This window comes from Cystobacter fuscus (assembly GCF_044360685.1).
Lineage (GTDB): Bacteria > Myxococcota > Myxococcia > Myxococcales > Myxococcaceae > Cystobacter > Cystobacter fuscus_C.
Map to the genome: position 1 here is coordinate 5764075 of NZ_CP043491.1, position 20062 is coordinate 5784136.

Sequence of the window (20062 nt, forward strand, 5' to 3'; positions counted from 1 at the left end):
CGCCGTCCTCCTCACGGCTTCACGACACCGGAGGGATCCGCGTCCCACATGTGGACGCGCACCTGGCCCACGCTGGAGCCGCCGGAGGCGTTGTTCCACTTCTTCGGGTCTCCCCGCACCAGCACCTTGCCGTCCGCGGTCAGCATGATCATGTGCCCATCATGCATCACCGGAGTGGCCAGGCTGTGGCCGCCCAGCGCGGTGCCGGTCGCCTGCTCGTCGGGCTTCGGGTTGGCGGAGTTGATGCTGTAGAACATGCCGCTCTCGTCCCCGCTGAGCGAGCAGGCATTGGCCGCCTTGCCCACCGCGGTGCTGGTGTTGACCAGCTCGTTGCCGGAGGTGTCCCGGGCGAGCGCGATGCCGCCCCACACCATCTGACCCGCGCCGAGCTGCTTGATCCACAGCGGGACGGCGTTGTTGCAGCTGGCGCCCGTGGGGTTGCGGTCCTCGAAGGCGAGCACGTAGCCGTGGGGCGCGGGCTTGATCAGGTCCGCGGGCTCGTCGGAGATGTCCGGGTTGTTGGCGGTGCCCACGAACAGGCGCACGCCCTTGCCCGTGGTGTCGCGGTACAGCGTCACGCCCATGGAGGAGTAGACGCCCTGGTACTTGGCCTCGTTCTGGTACTCGGTCTTCGGGCTGTTCTTCAGCTCCGTCTGCACGTCGGCGATCTTGCACACCTGGAGCACCCGGCCGAAGCCGCCCGCGGCGTCCACCTTGTTGGTGGCGATGCGGTAGAGCTTGCCCTTCGTCGTGGTGGCGTAGATGAGCTCGGCGGTGCCGTCATCGTTGGCGTCCACCGCGACCGGCTCGCCCGAGATGCCCTCGTTGAGGGCCAGGGGAATCACACCCGCGGTCTTGGTGGCCATCTGCGTGCCCGTCACCTGCACCGGCATGCCCGTCTTCACGTCCACCAGGAAGATCGCGCCGGCGGTGTTGGGGTTGGGGACGTAGTCGGTGCCCACCAGCGCCACCCAGCGCTGGCCGGCCTTGGAGCCGAAGTCCATGCGCGCCACGGTGGGGGCATGGCGCGAGCCGCGCGTGTCCGGCAGCAGCGTGCCCGTGGTGCCCAGATCGGCGAAGGCGTCCTCCACGGTGAGCTTGCCGGTCTGCCCCCCGAAGTCGATCTTGTCCGAGGCCATGTCGAACTCCCACATGGGCTGGGGGTAGTTCTTGCTGGTGGGGTCGGTGATGTCGAGCGCGAACACCACGCTGTGCGAGGGGCCGGTGGGGGCCACGAGCACCGTCTTGGCGCCCTCGGTGGAGCCCACCGTGTCCTTCGGCCCGATCGTCCACGCCTTGTCCGACACCGCGTTGGCGGAGAAGCCCTTGGTGGGATCGTAGCTGCCAAAGCCCAGGTCCACGTCCGCCACCGTCGGGGACGCGTCCACGGAGGCCCGCTTGCCATTGCCCTGCCGCAGGTAGGTCTCCACGTAGTAGGGCAGCAGCTTGCGCGGCATGTAGGCGAACTTCTCGACGGCCTCGCCGTACTCGCGGGGGTAGGGCTTGGGATCGCTGGTGTTGGCGGGGCACTTCTGCGTCGACTTCACCTTGAAGTAGCCATTGGCATCCACGTCGGCGGTGCAGGGGTCGTTGCCCAGCCGCAGCACGCCGGCCCCCACGCCATACAAGAAGCCCTGGGTGGTGCCCACGTAGGCCATGGTGGAGCGCTCGCTCACGCGCAGATCCTTCATGAAGTTGTTCACGTAGGCGTTCTGCTCCTGTCCCTTGGCGAGCGTCACCCAGGAGGGCATCGCGGAGGCGCCGATGATGGCGGGGGTGGACAGCTGCACGCCGCCCATGACCCAGGCGCGCTTGGTGTCCTGGTTGTCGCCGTTGCGCCGCTCCCAGCCATACAGCCAGTTGCGCAGCAGCGCGCGGTCCGCGGCGTTGGGCGAGCCCCCGCTGGCATTCAGGTCACACACCCACTTGCCGCCGTTGTTCGTTCCGCAGTTGGCGCTGGAGAAGGCCTCGCCGCCGTCGGCGTCGGTCAGCACGTTCTTCAGCTCGGTGCGCTGGCCCTGCGGATTCATGGTGATGAGCTTGCGCCAGTTGCTCGGCTCGGGCGTCGCCGGGGAGCGCAGATCGCTCGTGAGCCGGCCGCCGCTGTCCCACTTCAGCTCGCCCGTGGTCTTGGTGGGCGTCTCCGGCTGGAAGAGCTCCTTGAGGTAGAGGTGGCCGCGCTCGGACAGGTCCGGCCGGCCATCCACCACGCGCACGGAGGGCTGCGGCTTGCCGGCCTCGAACCACTTGCGGCCGGGCGTCTCGAAGGTGCCGTAGAGGACCGTGTTGGCCACCGTGGACACGGCCGCGCGGCCGTAGTCTCCCGCCTTCACCGCCTTGTAGAAGACGTTGATGTTCTTGATGGTCGGCTGGCACTGGTCGTACTTGCTCTCCATGATGGACTGCCAGCACAGCTGCGAGCCGGTGAGGCTGCGCTCCAGGAAGTCGCGCATCGTCACCGTCTGATCGCGCTTGCCATTGGCGGGCGGGGAGTCGAGCGGCACGTCCACCCAGGTGGGGTTGGGGTTGACCGCCATGACCGGGTTGGTCGTGGAGCAGTTGGAGGTGCAGACCTTGCAGTCGAGCGCGACCTGGTAGCGGATGCGCGGCTGCTCTCCCGCGGGGCGCGAGGCGCAGAACGCCGCGTCGGTGCTGCTTCCCGCGTAGTAGGACTCGTCCTGGGCCCGGAACGTCACCTCGGTGATGGTGAAGTCCTGGGAGATGTCCGGGGAGATGTCGCCCGACACCACGCCCGAGCGCACCAGGCCTCCGTTGGACTTGTGGATCATGAAGCTCACGTCGTTGAAGTCGCGGTCACCGCCACCGGGCAGGTCCTCGAAGCCGAGCACCCAGCGGAACTTGTCGGTGGAGGGCGCGCCCACCAGCACGTGGGGCATCAGATCCCGGCCACTGGTGTCCGCCTTCACGAACGCGCGCTCGTGCGGCATGACCAGGTTGTTGTAGGCCGACACGTTCTTGAGGCGATCCAGCGTCGCCTTGTCCAGCCAGCCCGACAGCCCCAGGTTGCACTTGTCCTGGTTGGTGGTGTAGGCGCAGCCGATGTCCAGCTCGGCCACCGACTTGAACGTCTGGTTGTCCACCTGCTTGGGGGTGGCGACCTGGGGGTTCTGATCCAGGTTCAGGAACGTCTTGGAGAAATAGACGTAGGTGGGCGTCTTCAGATACAGCGCGCAGACGTTGCTGTTGGCCTTGAAGCTCAGGCAGGGGTAGACCTTGGCGTTGCCGGTGCTCACCGGGTTGTGTCCGGCCGAGCCCCACGACACGGCGAAGAAGACGATCTCGCGGTTGCCCTCGATCATCCCCAGGTTCACCGTGCGATCGTTCTCCTGATCGAGCTGGTTGTCCGGCGGGTTGTCCCAGAGCACGCCATCCGCGTTGTAGGCGGAGACGTTGTAGTCGGGGATGCCGTTGGCGGCGGTGGAGGAGTCCGCCACCGGACCCAGGTTGCCGCCGGTGTTCCTGTCGCCGTCGTCGTCGGAGTGCAGGAAGATCAGGTGCCCGATGCCCCTGTTCTTGTTCTTCTCGTGACGGGGCTCGAGCAGGTTGGGCATGCTCCGGTAGAGGCCCCGGTCGCTGAACTGATCGGCGCTGTCCGCGCTGCCGTCCTGGCCCAGGAGGTCGGTCTTGAGGGTCGGACGCTTGGTGCCAGCGGCCACGGGATGCCCGCTCACCACATCGGCCGAGGCCGTGAAGTGGGGACCGCAATCCTTCGAGGCCAGCTCCGGCACGTAGAGCGTGCTGGTGTTCTGTTTCCCGGACGCGTTCGTGTACGTGTACTTGAACGTGTTGCTGCAGCGCCGCCCCGAGCTGTCCAGGGAGAACTTGTCGCTCATCTGGAACAGCGCTTCGTGGAAGTCCGCGATGCCGTTGCCGTCGCTGTCGACGAGCGAGTCGTCCGAGCTGTCGTCCGGGTTGGCACCGGTGTTGATGAACTTCAGGTCGACCAGATCCTTGTAATAGAAGTAGCCGAGCGCCGTGGAGTTGCCGGCCTCCTCGTACAGGTAGCTGACGCGCACCTGCTGGGAGAAGGGGAAGTAGATGCGCTCGGGGTTGAGCACCTCGAGGTTGGTGTCCAGGCGCAGCGCGGGCGGGCTGTCCTTGGTGAGCAGGACGGAGGACAGGTCCTTGAAGTCCAGGGCCTTGAAGTCCGGCTGCCGGTCCTGTTCGGTGGCGTCGTGGCAGAGTTCGAGCGATCCCGGACTCGATTCAGCCCAGGACGAAGAGGCGCACAGCAGTGCCAGCAGCAGGGTAGGGCGAGAGGCGTGCATGCGTGTATCTCCTGGAGGCCGTCAGGGCGCGGGAGCGGAAGGGGCGGGGGCCTGGGCACCCCGCAGGAAGGACAACAAATCATCGACGTCCTTGGGCTGCAGTTGCCGCGGATCGCACAGCGTCTTGGGATTCACGGCCCAGGGGTCCTTCACCCACTGGCGCAGCTCGCTGCTCTTGTGCGAGGCCAGCCACGTGGCCAGGTTGTCCGTGGCCTTGGCCCCCGGAGCATCATTCCGGGGGGGCTGGGCCACGTGGCAGTGGCTGCACGCGTTGGTGAAGACCGTCTTGCCATGGCTGGCATCTCCTGCTTTGGCAGGCAGTGCCATCAGGAGGACGAGGAGCGGGAAGGAGCGATTCATCACGGGCCTCCAGGGGTTGACCACGGGGACTTCAGATCTGCGTGCCTTGGGACAGATCGATGTTCTGCTTCGGCGTCGGGATGGGACTGCCGCTGTTGACCGGGCCGCAGACCTTCTGGGCGGAACAGGGGTTGACCAGGGGCGACACCGGGTCGGCGAACACGAGCGCGCGCACCACCGAGCGTGCCAGCACCACTTCGCCCGTGCCTCGCACCTCGCCCACCGACACCACCCACACCGCGTGGTTGTTGTCGATGCGCGGATCATTCGTCACGAACGCGCCCTCGTCCTCGTCGTCGTGCACGAAGACCCGGTAGGAGACGTTGCGCTGCTCGGGGAAGGACAGGTAGGGCTTGTTGTTGAGGGCGCGCAGTTCCTTGCCGGCCGTGGTCACGGCGGGATCCACCGCCCCGCCGGTTCCGCCCGTCCCGGGCAGCAACGTATAGGGGGTGTAGGGGAGGACCTCGTACCAGCTGCGCCCGGTGCCCGGGAAGTTCGCCTCGTCCACCTCGCCCCGGGTGTTGAACCCCGGCTTGGAGGCCATGAGCGTGCCCAGCTTGAACATCACGTCCGTGAAGTTGGAGGCCTTGTCCTGGTAGGCGGAGGTCTCGTCACCGAACGAGCTGTGCTTGGACAGCAGCAGCGTGAGCACCTCGCGCCCCTCGGCCAGTCCCGCCTCCGCCGCGAAGAACGCCTCGCGTGAGTGCCGCTCGCGCCCCTGCAGCTCGCTCTCCTGGCTCACCACGCGCAGGCTCACCAGCGTCGCCGCCGTCACCACCGAGATCACCGCGAGCGCGATGAGCAACGTCATGCCGCGTTGGGAGCGTCGGCCTGCGCGCACCTTTTTCATCTGGGGGCCTCTCCGGCGATGGGGGGCGAGGTCCTCGGAAGGTGACGGGGGGCACACTCCGAGTTCCGCATTTCACATGCAAATACCAGCTCTTCCCATCCTCCCATCTCTTTACAGTCTGTCAAGAAGCGACTGTTCAGGATCGACCGGAAGTACGGCCAGGAAGGCGAGGGCGGTGAAACCGGGCGGGGGCGCGCGGGGCCGGAAAATCCGCCTTGGGCCCGGCTTCAAGGAGCAAATCACGGGGAGACCCGGGAATGACAGCGGCCAGGCGGGGGGGCGCTGCGTCCTTGCTTGCCGGTGGATGAGCCGGCGTGGCACGCTCGCGGCCCCCCCGACGCCCCCCGCCCGTGTGAAAGGAAGGGATGAGCAGCGCCTATCGGTTGACTGGACGCATCGAGGCCGGCGAGCTCGCCGAGCTGTATGACGCTGTCCAGGAGCCCGGCGGGTCCGGGGTGGTCATCAAGCTCTTCCACCCGAAGACGTCGGATCCTCGCTACGCCACCACGCTCGCCGCGACGTACAGCGTGCTCAACCCGCTGCGCTCCGAGGGCATCGTCCACGTGCTGGACATGGGCTTCGTGAAGAACCGGCTCGTCGTGGTGCGCGAGGCGGTGGACGGCTCCAACCTGGGCGTCGCGCTGCAGCGGCTCAACACGAAGGAGGTCCTCCTCCCGCCGGCCGTCGCGCTCAGCCTCGTCATCCAGCTGCTCGAGTCCGTGGAGCGCGCCCACGCGGAGGGCATCGTCCATGGCGCCCTCACTCCGGGCAACGTGCTGCTGTCGCGCTCGGGCGTGCCCCACGTGTGCGACTTCGGGGCGCTTCACGCGCTGCTGGCGGTGCCGGAGCTCAAGCGCGCCTTCGTGGGCCGTGGCCGCAGCGCCTACCGGGCGCCGGAAGTGGGGCGGGGGGGCGAGCCCGACGCGCTCTCGGATGTCTACTCCATCGGCGCCATCGCCTACGAGCTGCTCACCCTGCGCGAGGCCGTCGTCCCCGAGGGGGGCATCAGCACCCGCCGCGCCGGACTGCCTCCGCCCAGCCGCCTGGATCGGCGCGTCCACGCGCGGTTGGATCCCCTCATCCTCCGCGCCCTGGAGCCCACGCCCACGCGGCGCTTCCGCTCGTGCGCCGAGTTCGCCACCGCGCTGCGCGGCTTCCTGGCCAACCAGGGCGGACTGCCCGGCGTCGAGGATCAACGCCGCTTCATGACGGAGCTGCTGCCCAACCAGGTGTCCTTCGGCGCCTCCGGCCCGGTGCCCATCACCGAGCGCTTCACCCTCACGCCCATCTCCGGCGTGACCCTGGCCCAGGTGAGCGCGGACGCCCTGGACAAGTCCGTGGTGGCGCGCCCCTCCTTCAGCCCGGCGCTCAGTGAAGCGGACACCATGGATGCGCCGCCCGCCTTCGAGGAGTACTCGGGCTCGTTCGAGGGCGCTCCCGCGCCGCCCCAGCCCGTCCCCCACGTCTCCGAGCATCCCACGCTCGATCGGACGGGCTCCGCGGATACCCACATCCGCGAGAGGGCGTTGCTCCATCCCTCGGAAGCCGGGTCCGCCGAGAGCGAGGACGATGCGCCCTCGAGCGTGGGCAGGAGCCCCCTCGGGGCCTCGGGGGATGAGGCGCCCACCTGGGTGGCTCCTCCCGGCGCCGCGCCGGTCAGGTCCCGCCGCGCGTCCGTGCCCCAGGGCTCGTCCCGGGAGGGGACGCGCACGGGCAAGAATCCCCGCCTGCGCGTGGTGGAGGATTTCTCCCGGCCCGTGGCCCGGCCGGACACGGATGATCTGATCGACACCGCGCCGCTGCGCTCGCGCCCCGCGCCGGCGCGCGTCGCGGCGCCGCCCCCCGAGCCCGAGCCGGAGCCCTCGCCCCCCATGCCCACCGCGCCGGAGATGCCCGCGGTGATCGCCGAGCGTCAACGCATGTTGACCGAGGAGCGCAACCTCCTGGAGGACGCGTGGAGCCGCAGGCGGATGCTGGCCGTGGCCAGTGCCATCGCGCTGGTGGGCCTCGCGTGCTTCGCCCTCGGGGTGTGGAAGTTCTCCCAGCCGCCCCCGGTGGACACGGATCCCAAGGTGGACGCGGTCAGCGGCGCCGTGCAGCAGTACCTCCAGGAGACGCCGCCCGCCGCGGAGCCCGCCTCCCCGCCGTCCGTCGCCGTCCCGCCTCCCGCGCCCGCCCCCGAGCCTCCCGCCGCCTCCAGCCTCGAGCCCATCCCCGAGGCCGCCAAGGCGAACCTCGCGTGGATCACCCTCGAGGCCAACCGCCCGGCGCGCGCCTACATCGACGGCGTGCGCGTCAAGCGTCCGCTGCCCCTGGTGCACTATCCGCTCAAGCCGGGCACGCGCGAGGTCACCGTGGAGACGCTGCGCGCCCCGCGCCAGCGCGAGGTGTTCAAGCTGCGCCTGGAGCGCGGCGAGCACAAGAAGGTCGAGCAGATTTTCCCCGCCCCCCGCCGTCGCTGAGGCCATGGACCGCACCCGCGTCTTCATCGTCGAGGATCAACCCACCCTCTTGCGCAACCTCCTCAAGGTGCTCGGCACCTTCCCCGAGCTGGAGCTGGTGGGCAGTGCCCAGCAGGGCGAGGAGGCGGTGGAGGAGGTGGTGCGCACGCGTCCGGAGCTGGTGCTGTTGGACCTGGAGCTGCCGGACGTGCATGGCATCGAGGTCACCCGGCGGCTCAAGCGCCGCGCGCCCGAGGTGGAGGTGCTCATCCTCACCTCCTTCGAGGACGAGCAGAAGGTGTACGAGGCCATCCAGGCGGGCGCCTCGGGCTATCTCGTCAAGCGGGTGGGGCCGGAGAAGATCCGCTCGGGCATCCGCGAGGTGATGGAGGGGGGCACGGTGCTCGAGCCCCTCATCGCCAGGCGCTTCTGGAACTACTTCCACTCGCTCCAGGCCCGGCCCCCCGAGCCCGAGCGGGCATCCAACCCCTGGGGCCTGACGCCCGCGGAGTTCGAGGTGCTGCGCTACGTGGCCAAGGGCCTGTCCAACGCCGAGGTGGGCCGGGTGATGACGCTGGAGCGGCGCACGGTGCGCACGCACCTGTCCCATATCTACCGGAAGATGGGAGTGCACTCGCACGTGGAGGCGGTGGTGCTCGCCCTGCGCGCGGGGCTCGTGGAGCTGTGAGGCCCTTCACCAGCGCACGGGCAGCACGTCGAAGCCGCGGAAGTTGAGGCTGTGGCACTTGAGGCGCGGGGGCCGCGTCTCGTCCAGGCGCAGTCCGGGCAGGTGCTCGAGCAGCAGGGTGATGCCGGTCTCCAGCTCGCGGCGCGCCAGGCCCGCGCCCATGCAGTGGTGCGTGCCGAAGCCGAAGGACAGGTGCCGGTGCTGGGTGTGGTCCCGGGTGATGTCGAAGCGATCCGGCTCGGGGAAGGCCCGGGGGTCGCGGTTGGCGGCGGCCATGCCCAGGAACACCACGTCGCCCGCGTGGATACGCTGGCCGCGCAGCTCCACGTCCGCGATGGCCACGCGGAAGACGAAGGGCACCGCCGGGTGGAAGCGCACGCTCTCCTCCACCGCGGCGCGCACCCGCTCCGGCTCCTCGCGCAGCAGCTGGAGCTGCTCGGGGTGGGTGAGCAGATCATGCACGCAGTTGCTCAGCTGGTCCGTCGTGGTGGTGTGGCCGGCGAACATCAACAGGATGGCGTTGGCCACCAGCTCGCCCGCGCTCATGTGGCCCAGCTCCTCCGCCTGCACCATCATGCCGAGCACGTCCGGGGTGGGGTGGGCGCGGCGCTGCTCGATGAGGGGCAGGAAGTACGCCTTCATCTCCATCATGGCCTGGTTGGCCCGGCGCGCCACGCCCAGCATGCTGCTGCCCGCCGCGGGCGTGGCGAACTCCGCCAGCGTGTCCGACCAGCGCCGGAAGCGTTCACGATCCTCCGCGGGCACCCCCAGCAGCTCCGCGAGCACGCGCGTGGGCAGCGGGTAGGAGATCTCCTGGGCGAGGTTCATCCAGCGCCGCTCGCGCACGCCCTCCAACAGCTCCGTCATGGTGTGGTGGATGCAGGCGCGCATCTCCTCCAGCTTCATGGGCGTGAAGCCCGCGCCCGCCTGCCGGCGCACCCGCGTGTGCTCCGGGCCCGCGCGCATGACCATCTGGTCGCGCGTGGTCTCCATGAACTCGCGGATGGTGTCCGGCTCCAGGCCCTGGATTTGATACTCGAAGAACTTCCAGCGCTCGGCGCTCAGGCGCGGCTCCCGGAAGCAGGCCACCACGTCCTCGTGGCGGGTGACGAACCAGGCCTGGAGTGGCTCGGACCAGTGCACCGGCTCGTGTTCCCGCAGCTCGTGGTAGAGCGGAATGGGATTGTTCAGGTTTTGCGGACTGACCGGGTTGCGATCCATCCCCACCATGGCGACAGTGCTCTGCATGGGCGACTCCCTCGAGGCGCGCAGCCCGGTGGAGCCGTGTCCCGCTCAAGCACGGTCACGGCCGCGGACTCCGCGTGCTGGGAGCTGTCAGCAGAGGCTGTGCCAGCGCCTGTCCGGGCACGGGGGCGCGCAGACTGACTGGAAAGATGCGAGCTGGTTCGCGCTGGCCTCCCGCGCGCTTGAACCCGGGGGCAGGGCGGCTTTCAGCCCGGCGACAGTTGCGCGGGAGTAGGGATGCACCCCGAGGGTCGGACCACACCCGCCCGCCCGGCGCGCGAGGGCCCTAGCAGGAAGTGTCGCGCACCAGACGCAGGTGGGACTTCTTGCCGCGCGGGGACGAGGCGGCGGAGCGTGCGCGCGCCGAGCGGCCCGGCGACGGGCTCGGGGTGTACTCCGGGGTGCTCCACTCGGGCACGAACGGGTCCGCCGGTCCGCGCAGTCCCGAGCGCAGGAAGACCAGGAAGAGCACCGGCAGCAGCAGGGACACGAGCACCAGGGGCAGGAAGGAGCTGGTGAAGAGCTGATCGAGCGCGGGCGCGGGATCCGGCATGACGAGCAGGGCGGTGAGCAGCAGCCACCACAGGCCGCACATCAGCAGGCCCAGGCCGCCCACCCACAGCTTCACCCGCGACCAGAACGTGCGCTGATCGGGAAAGGCGAGCAGCTTGCCCGCATCCGGCCTGGCCTCCTGGGAACGAGCCAGCCGCCAGGTGCTTCCCGCCGCCCACGCGCTCCGGGCCGAAGGGGCCGCGCTCCGGTGGCGCCAGCGCAGCACCAGCGCCGACGACAGCAGCACGTAGGCGCCGAACACCGCGGGTCCCATCCCGAGCGCGTCCCCGGCGCCATGGATCAGCGCCACGCAGCCGAGGCCCGACAACAAACGCCCGAGGACAGGAGAGGAGGGAAACACCGGCATTCCCCAACGGTAACAGAGATGCCGACCATCTCCAGTTTGCCTCCCCGTGGGGTTGGAGGAAGGTGGACGTTTGCGCGGGAGCTTTCCGCTGGGAGTGAAGCGGGTTCAACCCCGCTCCTCTTCCCTCCGCTCGCCGCTCAGGGAAGGGGGCTCACGATGGGGTCGGGCATCACCCAGAGCGCGGCGGGATCGGTATAGGCCTGATCGAAGGCGTAGAGGATGCCCGACCAGCGATCCCAGAAGACGGACCAGCTGTACTCGGTGGGCGGCGAGGTGAGGAGGTTGCCGTCGCGATCCGGCTGGCTGTAGGCGTAGTCGGCATAGGTCCACTCCTGGGTACCGAAGTCCGTCTTGAGCAGGGGCGTGAGGGCCTGCAGCAGGGCGGCACGGGACACCTCGCCCGGCAGGAGCTGCGCCGGGGCGAAGACGGGCTGCGCCATGTCATGCTGCTCGCGCCAGGCGACGTAGTTGTTGCCCATGGCGATGAGCGCGTCGCGCCAGGCGGGCGTGGACGCGCGCCGGGCCTCCTCGTAGAGCGCGAAGGCCGCCACGAGCAGGCTCTTCCAGCTCATCGCCGGCAGCACTTCCTCCAGCCGGTGGGGCCGGGGCGTGTCGAGGGCGTGCTCGAGGGCGTACGCGTGGGCGAGCCGCGCCTCGGACTCCACGGCCCCCGCGAGCTGGAACTCCGCCAGCACGCGCTCCGGCGTCACCTCGCCCGTGAGGCCCCGGCGCCAGTCCAGGAACAGCCGCGCCGAGCCGCCAATGTCCGTGAAGATGGCCAGGTTGCCCTCGTGCAGCAGCCGCTCGAGGGTGAGGGCCAGCGCCTCCGCCTTGTCGAGCGGATGGACGCCCGGCGCGCTCCAGTAGAGCGCGGCGAGGCGCGAGGAGGTGGTGAGCAGCGTGCGGGGATCCGCCAGCGCCGCGCCGTTGAGGGACGTGGTGAGCGAGGCGACGGACGTGGCCGCGTCGATGCTCAGTCCCTGGAGGACGAGATCCAGGGAGAGCTGCTCCAGGGTGGCCAGCACCGTGCCCGTGACGCCCGCGCGGGTGAGCGATTGCAGGACCGAGAACGCGGGCTCGCCCCGGGCGGTGGCGATGATCCTCCGCGCGAGCGCGGCGGAGAGCATGCCCTGGCCTCCCGTGCGCGAGGCGTGGGGCGCGAAGGCGAACCAGTTGGGACGCACGAGGCTGCTGCCGCCGGGCTGGAGCGTGGGATCCAGCAGCCCGCCCAGCTCATAGGCGATCTCGATGTAGCCCAGGGTGATGCGGCGGTTGTCGTCGAGCGGGGTGGGCGGGGTGTCGGCGTGGGCGCGCGGAAGCAGGACCAGGGAGGCCAGCACCACGGCGGCGGGGGCCCAGGTGGACACGAGACGGCGGACAGGGGGGTTCACGGGGATGCGCTCCAGGAGCTCGGGCGGGGTGGGGCGGCGCGCAAGATACTCATCGCCTCCCACCCGCCAAGCCGTCCCCTTCTCGGATCGTGAAAAAACTTTGGGATTCAAATATCAGTTTTGAGTGCAAACATTCCTGGGAGGAATTGCGACGCGAGCGCCTCCCCCCGTGGGTGGAAGGTCTGTCTGGTATTGGGGGATGTCGAGGAGTCGTGTACCTTGTCACGGCGTATTTCCTGCCGAAGGTCGAACGTGCCCCAACGGACGCCGTCTCTCCCTGCTCCTTCCGCTCCTCTTCTCCAGACTCCTCCCACGCCGCCCAACGTTGTCGTGCGCGCTCCGGAGCCAACCCCCGCGCCCGTCGCGAGCGCGGCCCCGGCGCCGCTGTCCGTCGCCACGGCCACGGCGCGTCTGGCTTTCGAGCTGTTGATGTCCCTGGATCTCGACCGCGACGGGCGGCTCACGCAGCGCGACGCCGGCCTGGCGCGCGAGGCGGGGTTGCGCTTCGCGGTGGATCTGGAGCTGGGCCCGGGCGTGCGGCTGGAGCTGGCCGGCGCGGAGCGGCTGGCGCACGCCGCGGACGTACTCGCCGAGATGGTGCACGAGGGCCGGGGAGACGTGCCCGGACTGCCCCTGGAGCGCCTGCTGGAGTCGCGCACCACGGCGCTGCGCGGGCTGCTGGACCGGGGCTGGGAGGGGCTCGTGCGCCGCTCGGACCGGGCCGAGGATTTGAAGAAGGCCCTCGCGGTGATGCCCGTGAAGGATCCCCAGGGCCGCGCGCGCGTGTACGTGCCCGCGCGCGACCGCCAGGCGCTCAAGAAGCTGCGCGCCGAGGCCCGCCGCGTGGGCGGCCTGGAGACGGTGCCGCTGCACAAGCCCCGTGGCGCCGAGGACTGGCGCACCCTCATGCGCGAGCCGGGCATGCTCTACCTGCCCAATCCCTACATCGTCCCGGGTGGCCGCTTCGTGCAGATGTTCGGCTGGGACAGCTACTTCAATGCCCGGGGCGCCCTGTCCTCCGGCCGCGTCGAGCTCGCCCGGGACATGCTCGAGAACCAGCTCTACGAGATCGAGCACTACGGGAAGATTCCCAACTCCAACCTCAGCTACCACCTGTCGCGCACCCAGCCGCCGCTCATGCCCCGGCTGGCGTTGGAGGTGAACGCGGCGCGCTCGGACCGGCGGCTGCTCAAGCGCGTGGCCCGCGTGGCCGAGATGGAGTGGGAGGAAGTCTTCCGCACCGGCCCCCGCGCCACGCCTGGCGGGCTGTCGCGCTACCACGACGACGCCGACGGCCCCGACGCCGAGGACCTGTCCGCCTTCTACGACGGCGCGCGGCCGGACGACGCCGAGTTCCACCGCCATGACCGGGCCATCCGCGAGAGCGGCTGGGACATGTGCCACCGCTTCGCCACCGCCACCCACCACCACGAGCCGGTGTGCCTCAACTCGCTGCTGTTCCAGTACGAGATGGACCTGGCGGCGGTGTGGCGGCGGATCGAGGGGGAGGACAGTCCGCGCGCGGCCCGCTTCACCAAGGCGGCGCGGGCCCGGGCGCGCACCATGCGCGCGCGCTTCTGGGACGCCGAGCGGGGCCTCTTCTTCGACCATGACTTCGTGGCCGGCCGACGCTCCACCTATGAGAGCCTCGCCACCTTCTACCCGCTGTGGACGGGCTGGGCCTCGCGCGAGGAGGCCGCCAGCGTGGCCGCCGCGCTCCCGCGCTTCCTGCACGACGGGGGCCTGACCTCGAGCACCCGCGCCTCGCGCGAGGCCGCCGGGGGCGAGAACCTGCAGTGGGACTGGCCCTTTGGCTGGGCGCCGCACCAGATCATCGCCGTGGAGGGCCTGCGCCGCTACGGCTTCCACGCCGAGGCCGACGCGGTGGCCTACCGCTGGCTGTCCATGGTGTTGGACATCGCCGGGAGCCACAACGGCCTCATCAAGGAGAAGTACGACGTGGTGCGCTGCTCGGCCGAGGTCCCCGTCGAGTACGGCAACCAGGGCGCGGACCGCGGCGCACTCTTCGCGCCCCGGAGCGAGCGCACCCTGGGCTTCGCCTGGACGAATGCCTCGGTGCTCCTGCTGCTCGACGGCCTGTCGCCCGGGCTGCGCGAGGCGCTCGACGCCGGCATCCCCGCCGACCGGGTGCTTGGCCCTCGGGAACTGGTGGGCTCCGGAGGCCCCCGCGGCAAGCGCGTCGCCTGAGCTCCACGCCCACCTTCCGGGGAAAATCAGCGGTCGGATTGACCCCATGGTGGGTAGAGGTTGACCCATCCGTTTTTCTAGAGGATGGTCGAGCCCGCGAACGGACACGAGCGGGTGATCGGACGGATGGAACGGCCCGGCAATCCCGGCACTTCGAGTGAAGAAGAGCCGGTGGAGACACAGCGGGACGGAGCGCCCACGGCGGAGCAATCGCTGCGGGCGAGCAACCTGCTGCTGCACGCGCTCACCGAGGTGCAGACGGAGTTCATCCAGGGCCACGACACGCACCAGCTCTTCGACAAGCTGTTGTCGGTGCTGCTCAAGCTCACGCACAGCGAGTACGGCTTCATTGGCGAGGTGCTGTTCACGCCCGAGGGCACGCCCTTCCTGCGCACGCGCGCCGTGGCCCACGTGGAGTGGACGGACGCGCTGCGTGAGTTCTACCGCCGCGAGCTGTCCACGGGGCTGGAGTTCTCCCACCTGCAGAAGCTCTTCGGCGCCGTCATGGTGAGTGGCCGGCCGGTGCTGGACAACGCGCCGTGCCGGGAGGAGTTCGGCACGCGGCTCGAGGGGCACCCGCCGCTGAGCAGCTTCCTGGGGCTGCCCTTCCACTCGCCCACGGAGATGGTGGGCATGGTGGGGCTGGCCAACCGGCCGGGGGGCTTCGACACCGGGGTCATCACCTTCCTGCGGCCCGTGCTGGCCACGTGCTGCGCCATCCTCCAGGGCCTGCGCAACGAGCAGCGGCGCCGGCGGGCCGAGGACGCCCAGCGGCGCTCGGCGGAGAGCTTCCGCCTGCTCATCGAGCGCTCACCGGACGCCATCTTCATCCACCGCCAGGGCACGCTGCTCTTCGCCAACTCGGCGGCGGTGCGGCTGTTGGGGTACACGAGCGGCGAGCAGCTCCGGGGCCGCGAGCTCGAGACGTTCGTGCTGTCCGGGGGCGAGGTGATGCTGCGCGAGTCCCCCGGGAGCAGTGGGCTGCTTGAGGTGCGCTTCCGCCACCGGCAGGGCCACGAGGTGGTGGGCGAGGTGGTGACGTTGTCGCTCGTGTTCGACGGGCGGCCCGCGGAGGTGTGCATCGCGCGGGACATGACCGAGCGCCGCCAGGTGCAGCAGAAGCTGCGCGCCACCGAGCGCATGGTGTCGCTGGGCACGCTGGCGGCGGGCGTGGCGCATGAAATCAACAATCCCTTGTCCTATCTGCTGAGCAACCTGCACTTCGTGGACGACGAGCTGTCGGCCATGGCCGAGGCGGGCGAGCCGCTGGGGAGCGCGCGGGGAGGGGAGCTGCGTGAGGCGCTCAAGGAGGCGCTGTCGGGCAGCCATCGGGTGCGCGACATCGTGAGGGACTTGAAGACGTTCTCGCGCGACACCGAGGATCAACGCGGCTGGGTGGACGTGCGGGGGGTGCTCGACTCGTGCGTGAACATCGCCTGGAGTGAGATCCGCCACCGGGCGCGGCTGGAGAAGGACTACGGCGAGGTGCCCCTGGTGGAGGCCAACGAGTCCCGGCTGGCGCAGATCTTCCTCAACCTGCTCGTCAACGCGGCGCAGGCGATTCCGCACGGGGACGTGCGAGCGAATGAAATCCGCATCTCCACGCACCACGAGGGTGAGCAGGTGGTGGTGGCGGTGCGGGACACGGGCGGGGGCATTTCCGAGGAGAACCTCCGCCGGCTGTTCGAGCCGTTCTTCACGACCAAACCGGTGGGCGTGGGCACGGGACTGGGATTGTCCATCTGCCATGGCATCGTCACGGGCATGGGCGGACGCATCACCGTGGACAGCACGCTGGGCCAGGGCACCACGTTCCGGGTGTTCCTGCCCATCAAGCGCCCCGCGGGCGTGTCCGCGTAGGGAGACGGGTCTTCGTCATTGTCAGCCGCGAAACGTGATCGCGGTTGGTGATCTCGCAACCCTCCCCGCGGCCCACGACACTCTGGAGCGCCTATATGAATTCCGATTTCATCAAGCGCATCCTTCGCCTTCTCCACGATGTAGAGCGTCATGCCACTACTCCGGAGCAACACGAGGCGCTCAGGAACTCAAGAATCGCACTTCATTTCATCCTGGAGCGAGGCGAGGCCGGGGAGTCTTTGAGTCCGGTTCTCGCTTTCCCGACGAAGGAAGAGGCCGACGCCTGGCTTGAATCCCACCCCGCGCCACCCCACGGAGCTTTCGTTGGGGTAGGGGAGTTGCGCTATCATGTTGCCTACGCGCGCGAACTCAAGCACCGCAAATTGTTGCCTCTCCCTACTCAGGAAGAGTGGGCACGGATGGAGGAGGAACCCGAGGAAGAAGAGGTTGAGGAAAAGTCCAATCATCCCCCTCCGAGACTCGGCACGGAGTTCCATCTCTTCGACCTCTTCAACGTGGTCTGCTTCCACCTCTACGAACTGGAGCAGCGGGTAGCCTCACCTGAAGAACTCGAGGCCCTCAGAACCGCCAAGACTTCCTTCGACTTCGTGATGCGCATGGGAGAAGACCATGGCTTCGAGGAGTACTTGGAGACCCTCCGTTCCTCCAGGACCTCGCCTCCCGCCCGTTCCTTCTCGAGCCGCAAGGAGGCGGAGTCCTGGTTGGCGAAGCAGCCCGAACCTCCGCTTCCGGCAGTGGTCTCCATCGGGAGCGAACTCTTTTCCGTGGGGTACAATCGCAGGCACCAGATGCGTTTGCTGCTACGCATTCCCACGCCCCAGGAACTGGACGCCGGATCGGCGTGACATGAACCACTTCAACTGATTCCTCGTCGGCAAAGTCGTATCGGAAAGCCCCACCGCGGGACGATGGCATGGGGCTCCCCCCGGATTCACCTTGATCGCGGACCAGGTGGAGGGGAAACCATGCACCAGAAGAACCCGCCGCGCTCCGTCGCCCGGCTGCTCCTGCTCTCGCTCGTGGTGCTGGGGGTTGGCGCGTGTGTGGACGGCCCGATGACCACCGACGGCAGTCCCCATCTCAACACCGATGGGACGTCATGCCCGGTGGCCGCGGATATCGGCCTGCCCGCCTTGAGCGATGAGGAGATCTCCCAGGTGGTCATCACCGTGAACATGGGCGAAATCCAACAGGGCGAGCTCGCGCGACAGCAGGCGACGAGCCCAGAGGTTCGTCGCTTCGCCGAGCAGATGGTCCAGGATCACACGGCGGCCAACCAGGAACTCCAAACGCTCCTGCAAACCCTGGGCATCACGCCCCGAGAGAGCCCGCTCAGCCTGCAGCTCATGGCGGGGTCGAACCAGCTCCTCACGATCCTCCGCTCGAGTGCCGACGCGGGGACATTCGATCTGGCCTACATGGACGTGCAGGTCTCCCTCCACGCGACGACCCTGTTCCTGATGGACAATGTGCTCCAGCCCCAACTCCGAAACGCCGAGCTGCGTGACTTCGCCCTGGCGGCCCGAGGCACGGCGCAACACCATCTCGATACCGCTGTCCTCCTCCGGAAGGACCTCTCCCCGAGCCCATGACTGGAGACCCACTCGACCCCGGATGGCCTAGAGTGGCCGTATGCTCTGGCTCCGCATCCTGGGGGTGATTGTCTTCCTTGGCCCGCTCGCGTGGATCTCGGAGGCGCGGGCGTGCAGCTGCGGGCGCGAGCCGGACGACCGGGTCGCCTTCCAGCAGGCACGCGCGCGGGCCTCCACCATCTTCCGAGGGCGGGTCGAGGACCTCCAGCGCGTGGGGGGCGAGGGGCGTCCGCTCGAGCACCGCGTCACCTTCACCGTGACCGAGACCTTCAAGGGGAAGGCCCGGGCCCAGCGGCTCGTCACCACGAGCGTGTTCGGCACCGCGTGTGGCTACGATTTCAAGATGGGCGTCGATTACCTCGTGTACGCCGAGGGCTCCGAGTCCAAGGGCCTGAGCACCCACAGCTGTTCACGCACCCGCCCCGCGGACCATGCCGCCGTCGAGCTCGACTTCCTGCGCGGCGGCGCCTCGCCCTTCCTCCAGCGCTCGAAGGTCCGCTGCACCCGGTGCGACCTGGAGGTCACGGCGCGCTTCCTGGTGTGTCCGGGCGCCGGGCGCTGTGAGCCCCTGCCCGAGGCCGAGGTGGCAGCGGCCTTGGGAGCGTCCCGCCCCTTCTGGACTCGCGAGAAGGCGCGGGCGTTCCCCCGGGGTCCCATCGTGTCGGGCGTGGCCTCGGGAGGACGGGCGTTCCAGCTCCAACTGCAGCGGCCCTCCCAAGCGGACGAGGCCTGTGTGCACCGGGTGTTGCGGCGCTGGTGCGAGCGGCTCGTCCCGGGCTCGGAAACGGAGCCGGGCCTGAAGTGCGTCGGCCAGTCCCACGAGGAGTCCCTCTGCGACGAGTGGGCCACGCGCCGTCCCCCGCGATGACGGTGCCAGGGCGGGGGCACGGGGCTCGCTTCGGCTGGCCTAGGACAGCGAGACCGGCAGCCGCTGGGGCCCGCGCATCAGCACGCCCGTGCGCCACTTGAGCGACTGCGCCGGTGTGGCCAGGCGCAGCTTCGGAAACCGGTTCACCAGCGTCTGCAGGGCGATCTGCCCCTCGAGCCGCGCGAGCGGTGCTCCCAGGCAGTAGTGAATGCCCATTCCGAAGGACAGGTGCCGGTTGGGCTCGCGGCCCAGATCGAGCGTGTCCGGATCCTTGAAATGACGCTCGTCGCGGTTGGCCGAGGCGATCGCGGCGAAGACCAGATTCCCTCGCGGAATCGTCACCCCGCCCACGGTGATGTCTTCCTTCGTGAAGCGCTCGGTGGAGACCTCCACCGGGCTCGCGTAGCGCAGCAGCTCCTCGACCGCCGGCTCGATGAGGCCGGGCTCCTTCCTCAGCCGATCCAACTGCTCGGGGTGTTGCAAGAGGGCGAGCGTGCCGCCGGAGATCAGGTTCACCGTGGTTTCGTGCCCGGCCACCAGCAGCAGGAACACCATGCTGACCAGCTCGTCCGCGTTCAGCTTGTCTCCCGCCTCCTCCGCCTGGATGAGGGCCGAGAGCAGATCGTCTCCCAGCGACGAGCGCCGCCGCGCGATGAGCTGACGCAGGTAGCGGGTGAACATCACCACGCTCGGCACGGAGAGGATCACGTCCCACAGGTTCGTGTTCGAGATGAGCCGGTTGGACCAGTGCTGGAACTTCCGGTAGTCGCTCGGGGGCACCCCCAGCATCTCGGCGATGATGGTCACGGGGACGATCAGCGCGTACTCCGAGACGAGATCCATGGAGCCCTTGCGCGCGGCCTCATCCAGCAGCCGGTCCGACAGCGCCTGGACGCGCGAGCGCAGCTGCTCGATCAACCGCGGCGTGAAGGCCTTGTGCACGAGCGAGCGCAGCCGGGTGTGATCCGGCGGATCCTTGCTCAGCATGTTCTGGGAAACGGGCTCGAAGATCTTCAAGAGCCAGGGCATCCGCGCACGGCGCTCCGCGCCGGCGGCGCCGAAGACATCCTTGCTCAGGCTCGCGTGCTTCAAGACCTGGGAGACGTCCTCGTAGCGCGTCACCAGCCAGGTGGGCTCCTTCGTGAGGCTGGTGAAGTGGTAGACGGGCGCTTCCTGGCGCAGGCGCGCGTAGAACGGAAAAGGGTTGGCCTTGAAGTTCTGCGAACTGAAATCAGGCGGCGTGATGGTCGACATGAAGGTCCTCGCCCGGAAGGATTTATCACGCTCCGGACGAGGACGCGGGCGGCGGGTGTTCGCCGCTCAGCACTGG

14 protein-coding genes are annotated in these 20062 nt (G+C 69.1%); 7 read left to right on the plus strand and 7 right to left on the minus strand.

Going from position 1 to position 20062, the window contains the following annotated elements; all coding sequences use genetic code 11:
- Positions 1-11: 11 nt before the first annotated feature.
- The 3 genes from F0U63_RS23640 to F0U63_RS23650 are packed head-to-tail and all read right to left on the minus strand — an operon-like array spanning position 12 to position 5460.
- A complete protein-coding gene (locus tag F0U63_RS23640; RefSeq protein WP_395848174.1) occupies positions 12-4289 on the minus strand; it encodes a DUF4114 domain-containing protein in 4278 nt (1425 codons plus the stop codon).
- Positions 4290-4310: 21 nt separating this feature from the next.
- On the minus strand, positions 4311-4649 hold the full coding sequence (locus F0U63_RS23645) for a c-type cytochrome (protein WP_395848175.1): 339 nt from the start codon (positions 4647-4649) through the stop codon (positions 4311-4313).
- Between the two features lie 31 nt (positions 4650-4680).
- Positions 4681-5460: a hypothetical protein gene (locus F0U63_RS23650; RefSeq protein WP_395848176.1), complete on the minus strand. Its 780-nt coding sequence runs from the start codon at positions 5458-5460 to the stop codon at positions 4681-4683.
- A 404-nt stretch (positions 5461-5864) separates the two neighbouring features.
- Between F0U63_RS23650 and F0U63_RS23655 the strand changes: the two genes are divergently transcribed.
- On the plus strand, positions 5865-7961 hold the full coding sequence (locus tag F0U63_RS23655; protein ID WP_395848177.1) for a serine/threonine protein kinase: 2097 nt from the start codon (positions 5865-5867) through the stop codon (positions 7959-7961).
- 4 nt (positions 7962-7965) lie between these two features.
- Positions 7966-8628, plus strand: a complete 663-nt coding sequence (locus tag F0U63_RS23660; RefSeq protein WP_395848178.1) for a response regulator — start codon at positions 7966-7968, stop codon at positions 8626-8628.
- Between the two features lie 6 nt (positions 8629-8634).
- On the opposite strand, the gene F0U63_RS23665 is transcribed toward F0U63_RS23660, so the two are convergent.
- The 3 genes from F0U63_RS23665 to F0U63_RS23675 all read right to left on the minus strand — a co-directional run bounded on the left by F0U63_RS23665 (position 8635) and on the right by F0U63_RS23675 (position 12189).
- Positions 8635-9876, minus strand: a complete 1242-nt coding sequence (locus tag F0U63_RS23665; protein WP_395848179.1) for a cytochrome P450 — start codon at positions 9874-9876, stop codon at positions 8635-8637.
- Positions 9877-10159: 283 nt separating this feature from the next.
- Positions 10160-10786, minus strand: coding sequence for a hypothetical protein (locus F0U63_RS23670; protein WP_395848180.1), 627 nt, complete (start codon positions 10784-10786; stop codon positions 10160-10162).
- A 143-nt stretch (positions 10787-10929) separates the two neighbouring features.
- Complete coding sequence (locus tag F0U63_RS23675; RefSeq protein ID WP_395848412.1) at positions 10930-12189, minus strand: hypothetical protein; 1260 nt, start codon at positions 12187-12189, stop codon at positions 10930-10932.
- Between the two features lie 324 nt (positions 12190-12513).
- Between F0U63_RS23675 and F0U63_RS23680 the strand changes: the two genes are divergently transcribed.
- The 5 genes from F0U63_RS23680 to F0U63_RS23700 all read left to right on the plus strand — a co-directional run bounded on the left by F0U63_RS23680 (position 12514) and on the right by F0U63_RS23700 (position 18732).
- Positions 12514-14391, plus strand: coding sequence for a trehalase family glycosidase (locus F0U63_RS23680; RefSeq protein WP_395848181.1), 1878 nt, complete (start codon positions 12514-12516; stop codon positions 14389-14391).
- Between the two features lie 84 nt (positions 14392-14475).
- Complete coding sequence (locus F0U63_RS23685; RefSeq protein WP_395848182.1) at positions 14476-16251, plus strand: ATP-binding protein; 1776 nt, start codon at positions 14476-14478, stop codon at positions 16249-16251.
- Between the two features lie 95 nt (positions 16252-16346).
- Entirely contained in the window at positions 16347-17117 is a 771-nt protein-coding gene (locus tag F0U63_RS23690; RefSeq protein WP_395848183.1) for a hypothetical protein, read from the plus strand.
- A 120-nt stretch (positions 17118-17237) separates the two neighbouring features.
- The gene (locus tag F0U63_RS23695; RefSeq protein ID WP_395848184.1) at positions 17238-17864 is read left to right on the plus strand and encodes a DUF4142 domain-containing protein; all 627 of its coding nucleotides are present in this window, start codon (positions 17238-17240) and stop codon (positions 17862-17864) included.
- 40 nt (positions 17865-17904) lie between these two features.
- A complete protein-coding gene (locus tag F0U63_RS23700; protein WP_395848185.1) occupies positions 17905-18732 on the plus strand; it encodes a hypothetical protein in 828 nt (275 codons plus the stop codon).
- A 39-nt stretch (positions 18733-18771) separates the two neighbouring features.
- On the opposite strand, the gene F0U63_RS23705 is transcribed toward F0U63_RS23700, so the two are convergent.
- Positions 18772-19986, minus strand: coding sequence for a cytochrome P450 (locus tag F0U63_RS23705; protein ID WP_395848186.1), 1215 nt, complete (start codon positions 19984-19986; stop codon positions 18772-18774).
- Positions 19987-20062 lie beyond the last annotated feature (76 nt).

Coding starts and splice junctions, on each gene's coding strand:
- F0U63_RS23640 (WP_395848174.1), bottom strand. CDS start 4,289: ATGCACGCCTCTCGCCCTACCCTGCTGCTGGCACTGCTGTGCGCCTCT.
- F0U63_RS23660 (WP_395848178.1), top strand. CDS start 7,966: ATGGACCGCACCCGCGTCTTCATCGTCGAGGATCAACCCACCCTCTTG.
- F0U63_RS23700 (WP_395848185.1), top strand. CDS start 17,905: ATGCTCTGGCTCCGCATCCTGGGGGTGATTGTCTTCCTTGGCCCGCTC.
- F0U63_RS23685 (WP_395848182.1), top strand. CDS start 14,476: ATGGTCGAGCCCGCGAACGGACACGAGCGGGTGATCGGACGGATGGAA.
- F0U63_RS23650 (WP_395848176.1), bottom strand. CDS start 5,460: ATGACGTTGCTCATCGCGCTCGCGGTGATCTCGGTGGTGACGGCGGCG.
- F0U63_RS23690 (WP_395848183.1), top strand. CDS start 16,347: ATGAATTCCGATTTCATCAAGCGCATCCTTCGCCTTCTCCACGATGTA.
- F0U63_RS23695 (WP_395848184.1), top strand. CDS start 17,238: ATGCACCAGAAGAACCCGCCGCGCTCCGTCGCCCGGCTGCTCCTGCTC.
- F0U63_RS23655 (WP_395848177.1), top strand. CDS start 5,865: ATGAGCAGCGCCTATCGGTTGACTGGACGCATCGAGGCCGGCGAGCTC.
- F0U63_RS23705 (WP_395848186.1), bottom strand. CDS start 19,986: ATGTCGACCATCACGCCGCCTGATTTCAGTTCGCAGAACTTCAAGGCC.
- F0U63_RS23665 (WP_395848179.1), bottom strand. CDS start 9,876: ATGCAGAGCACTGTCGCCATGGTGGGGATGGATCGCAACCCGGTCAGT.
- F0U63_RS23645 (WP_395848175.1), bottom strand. CDS start 4,649: ATGAATCGCTCCTTCCCGCTCCTCGTCCTCCTGATGGCACTGCCTGCC.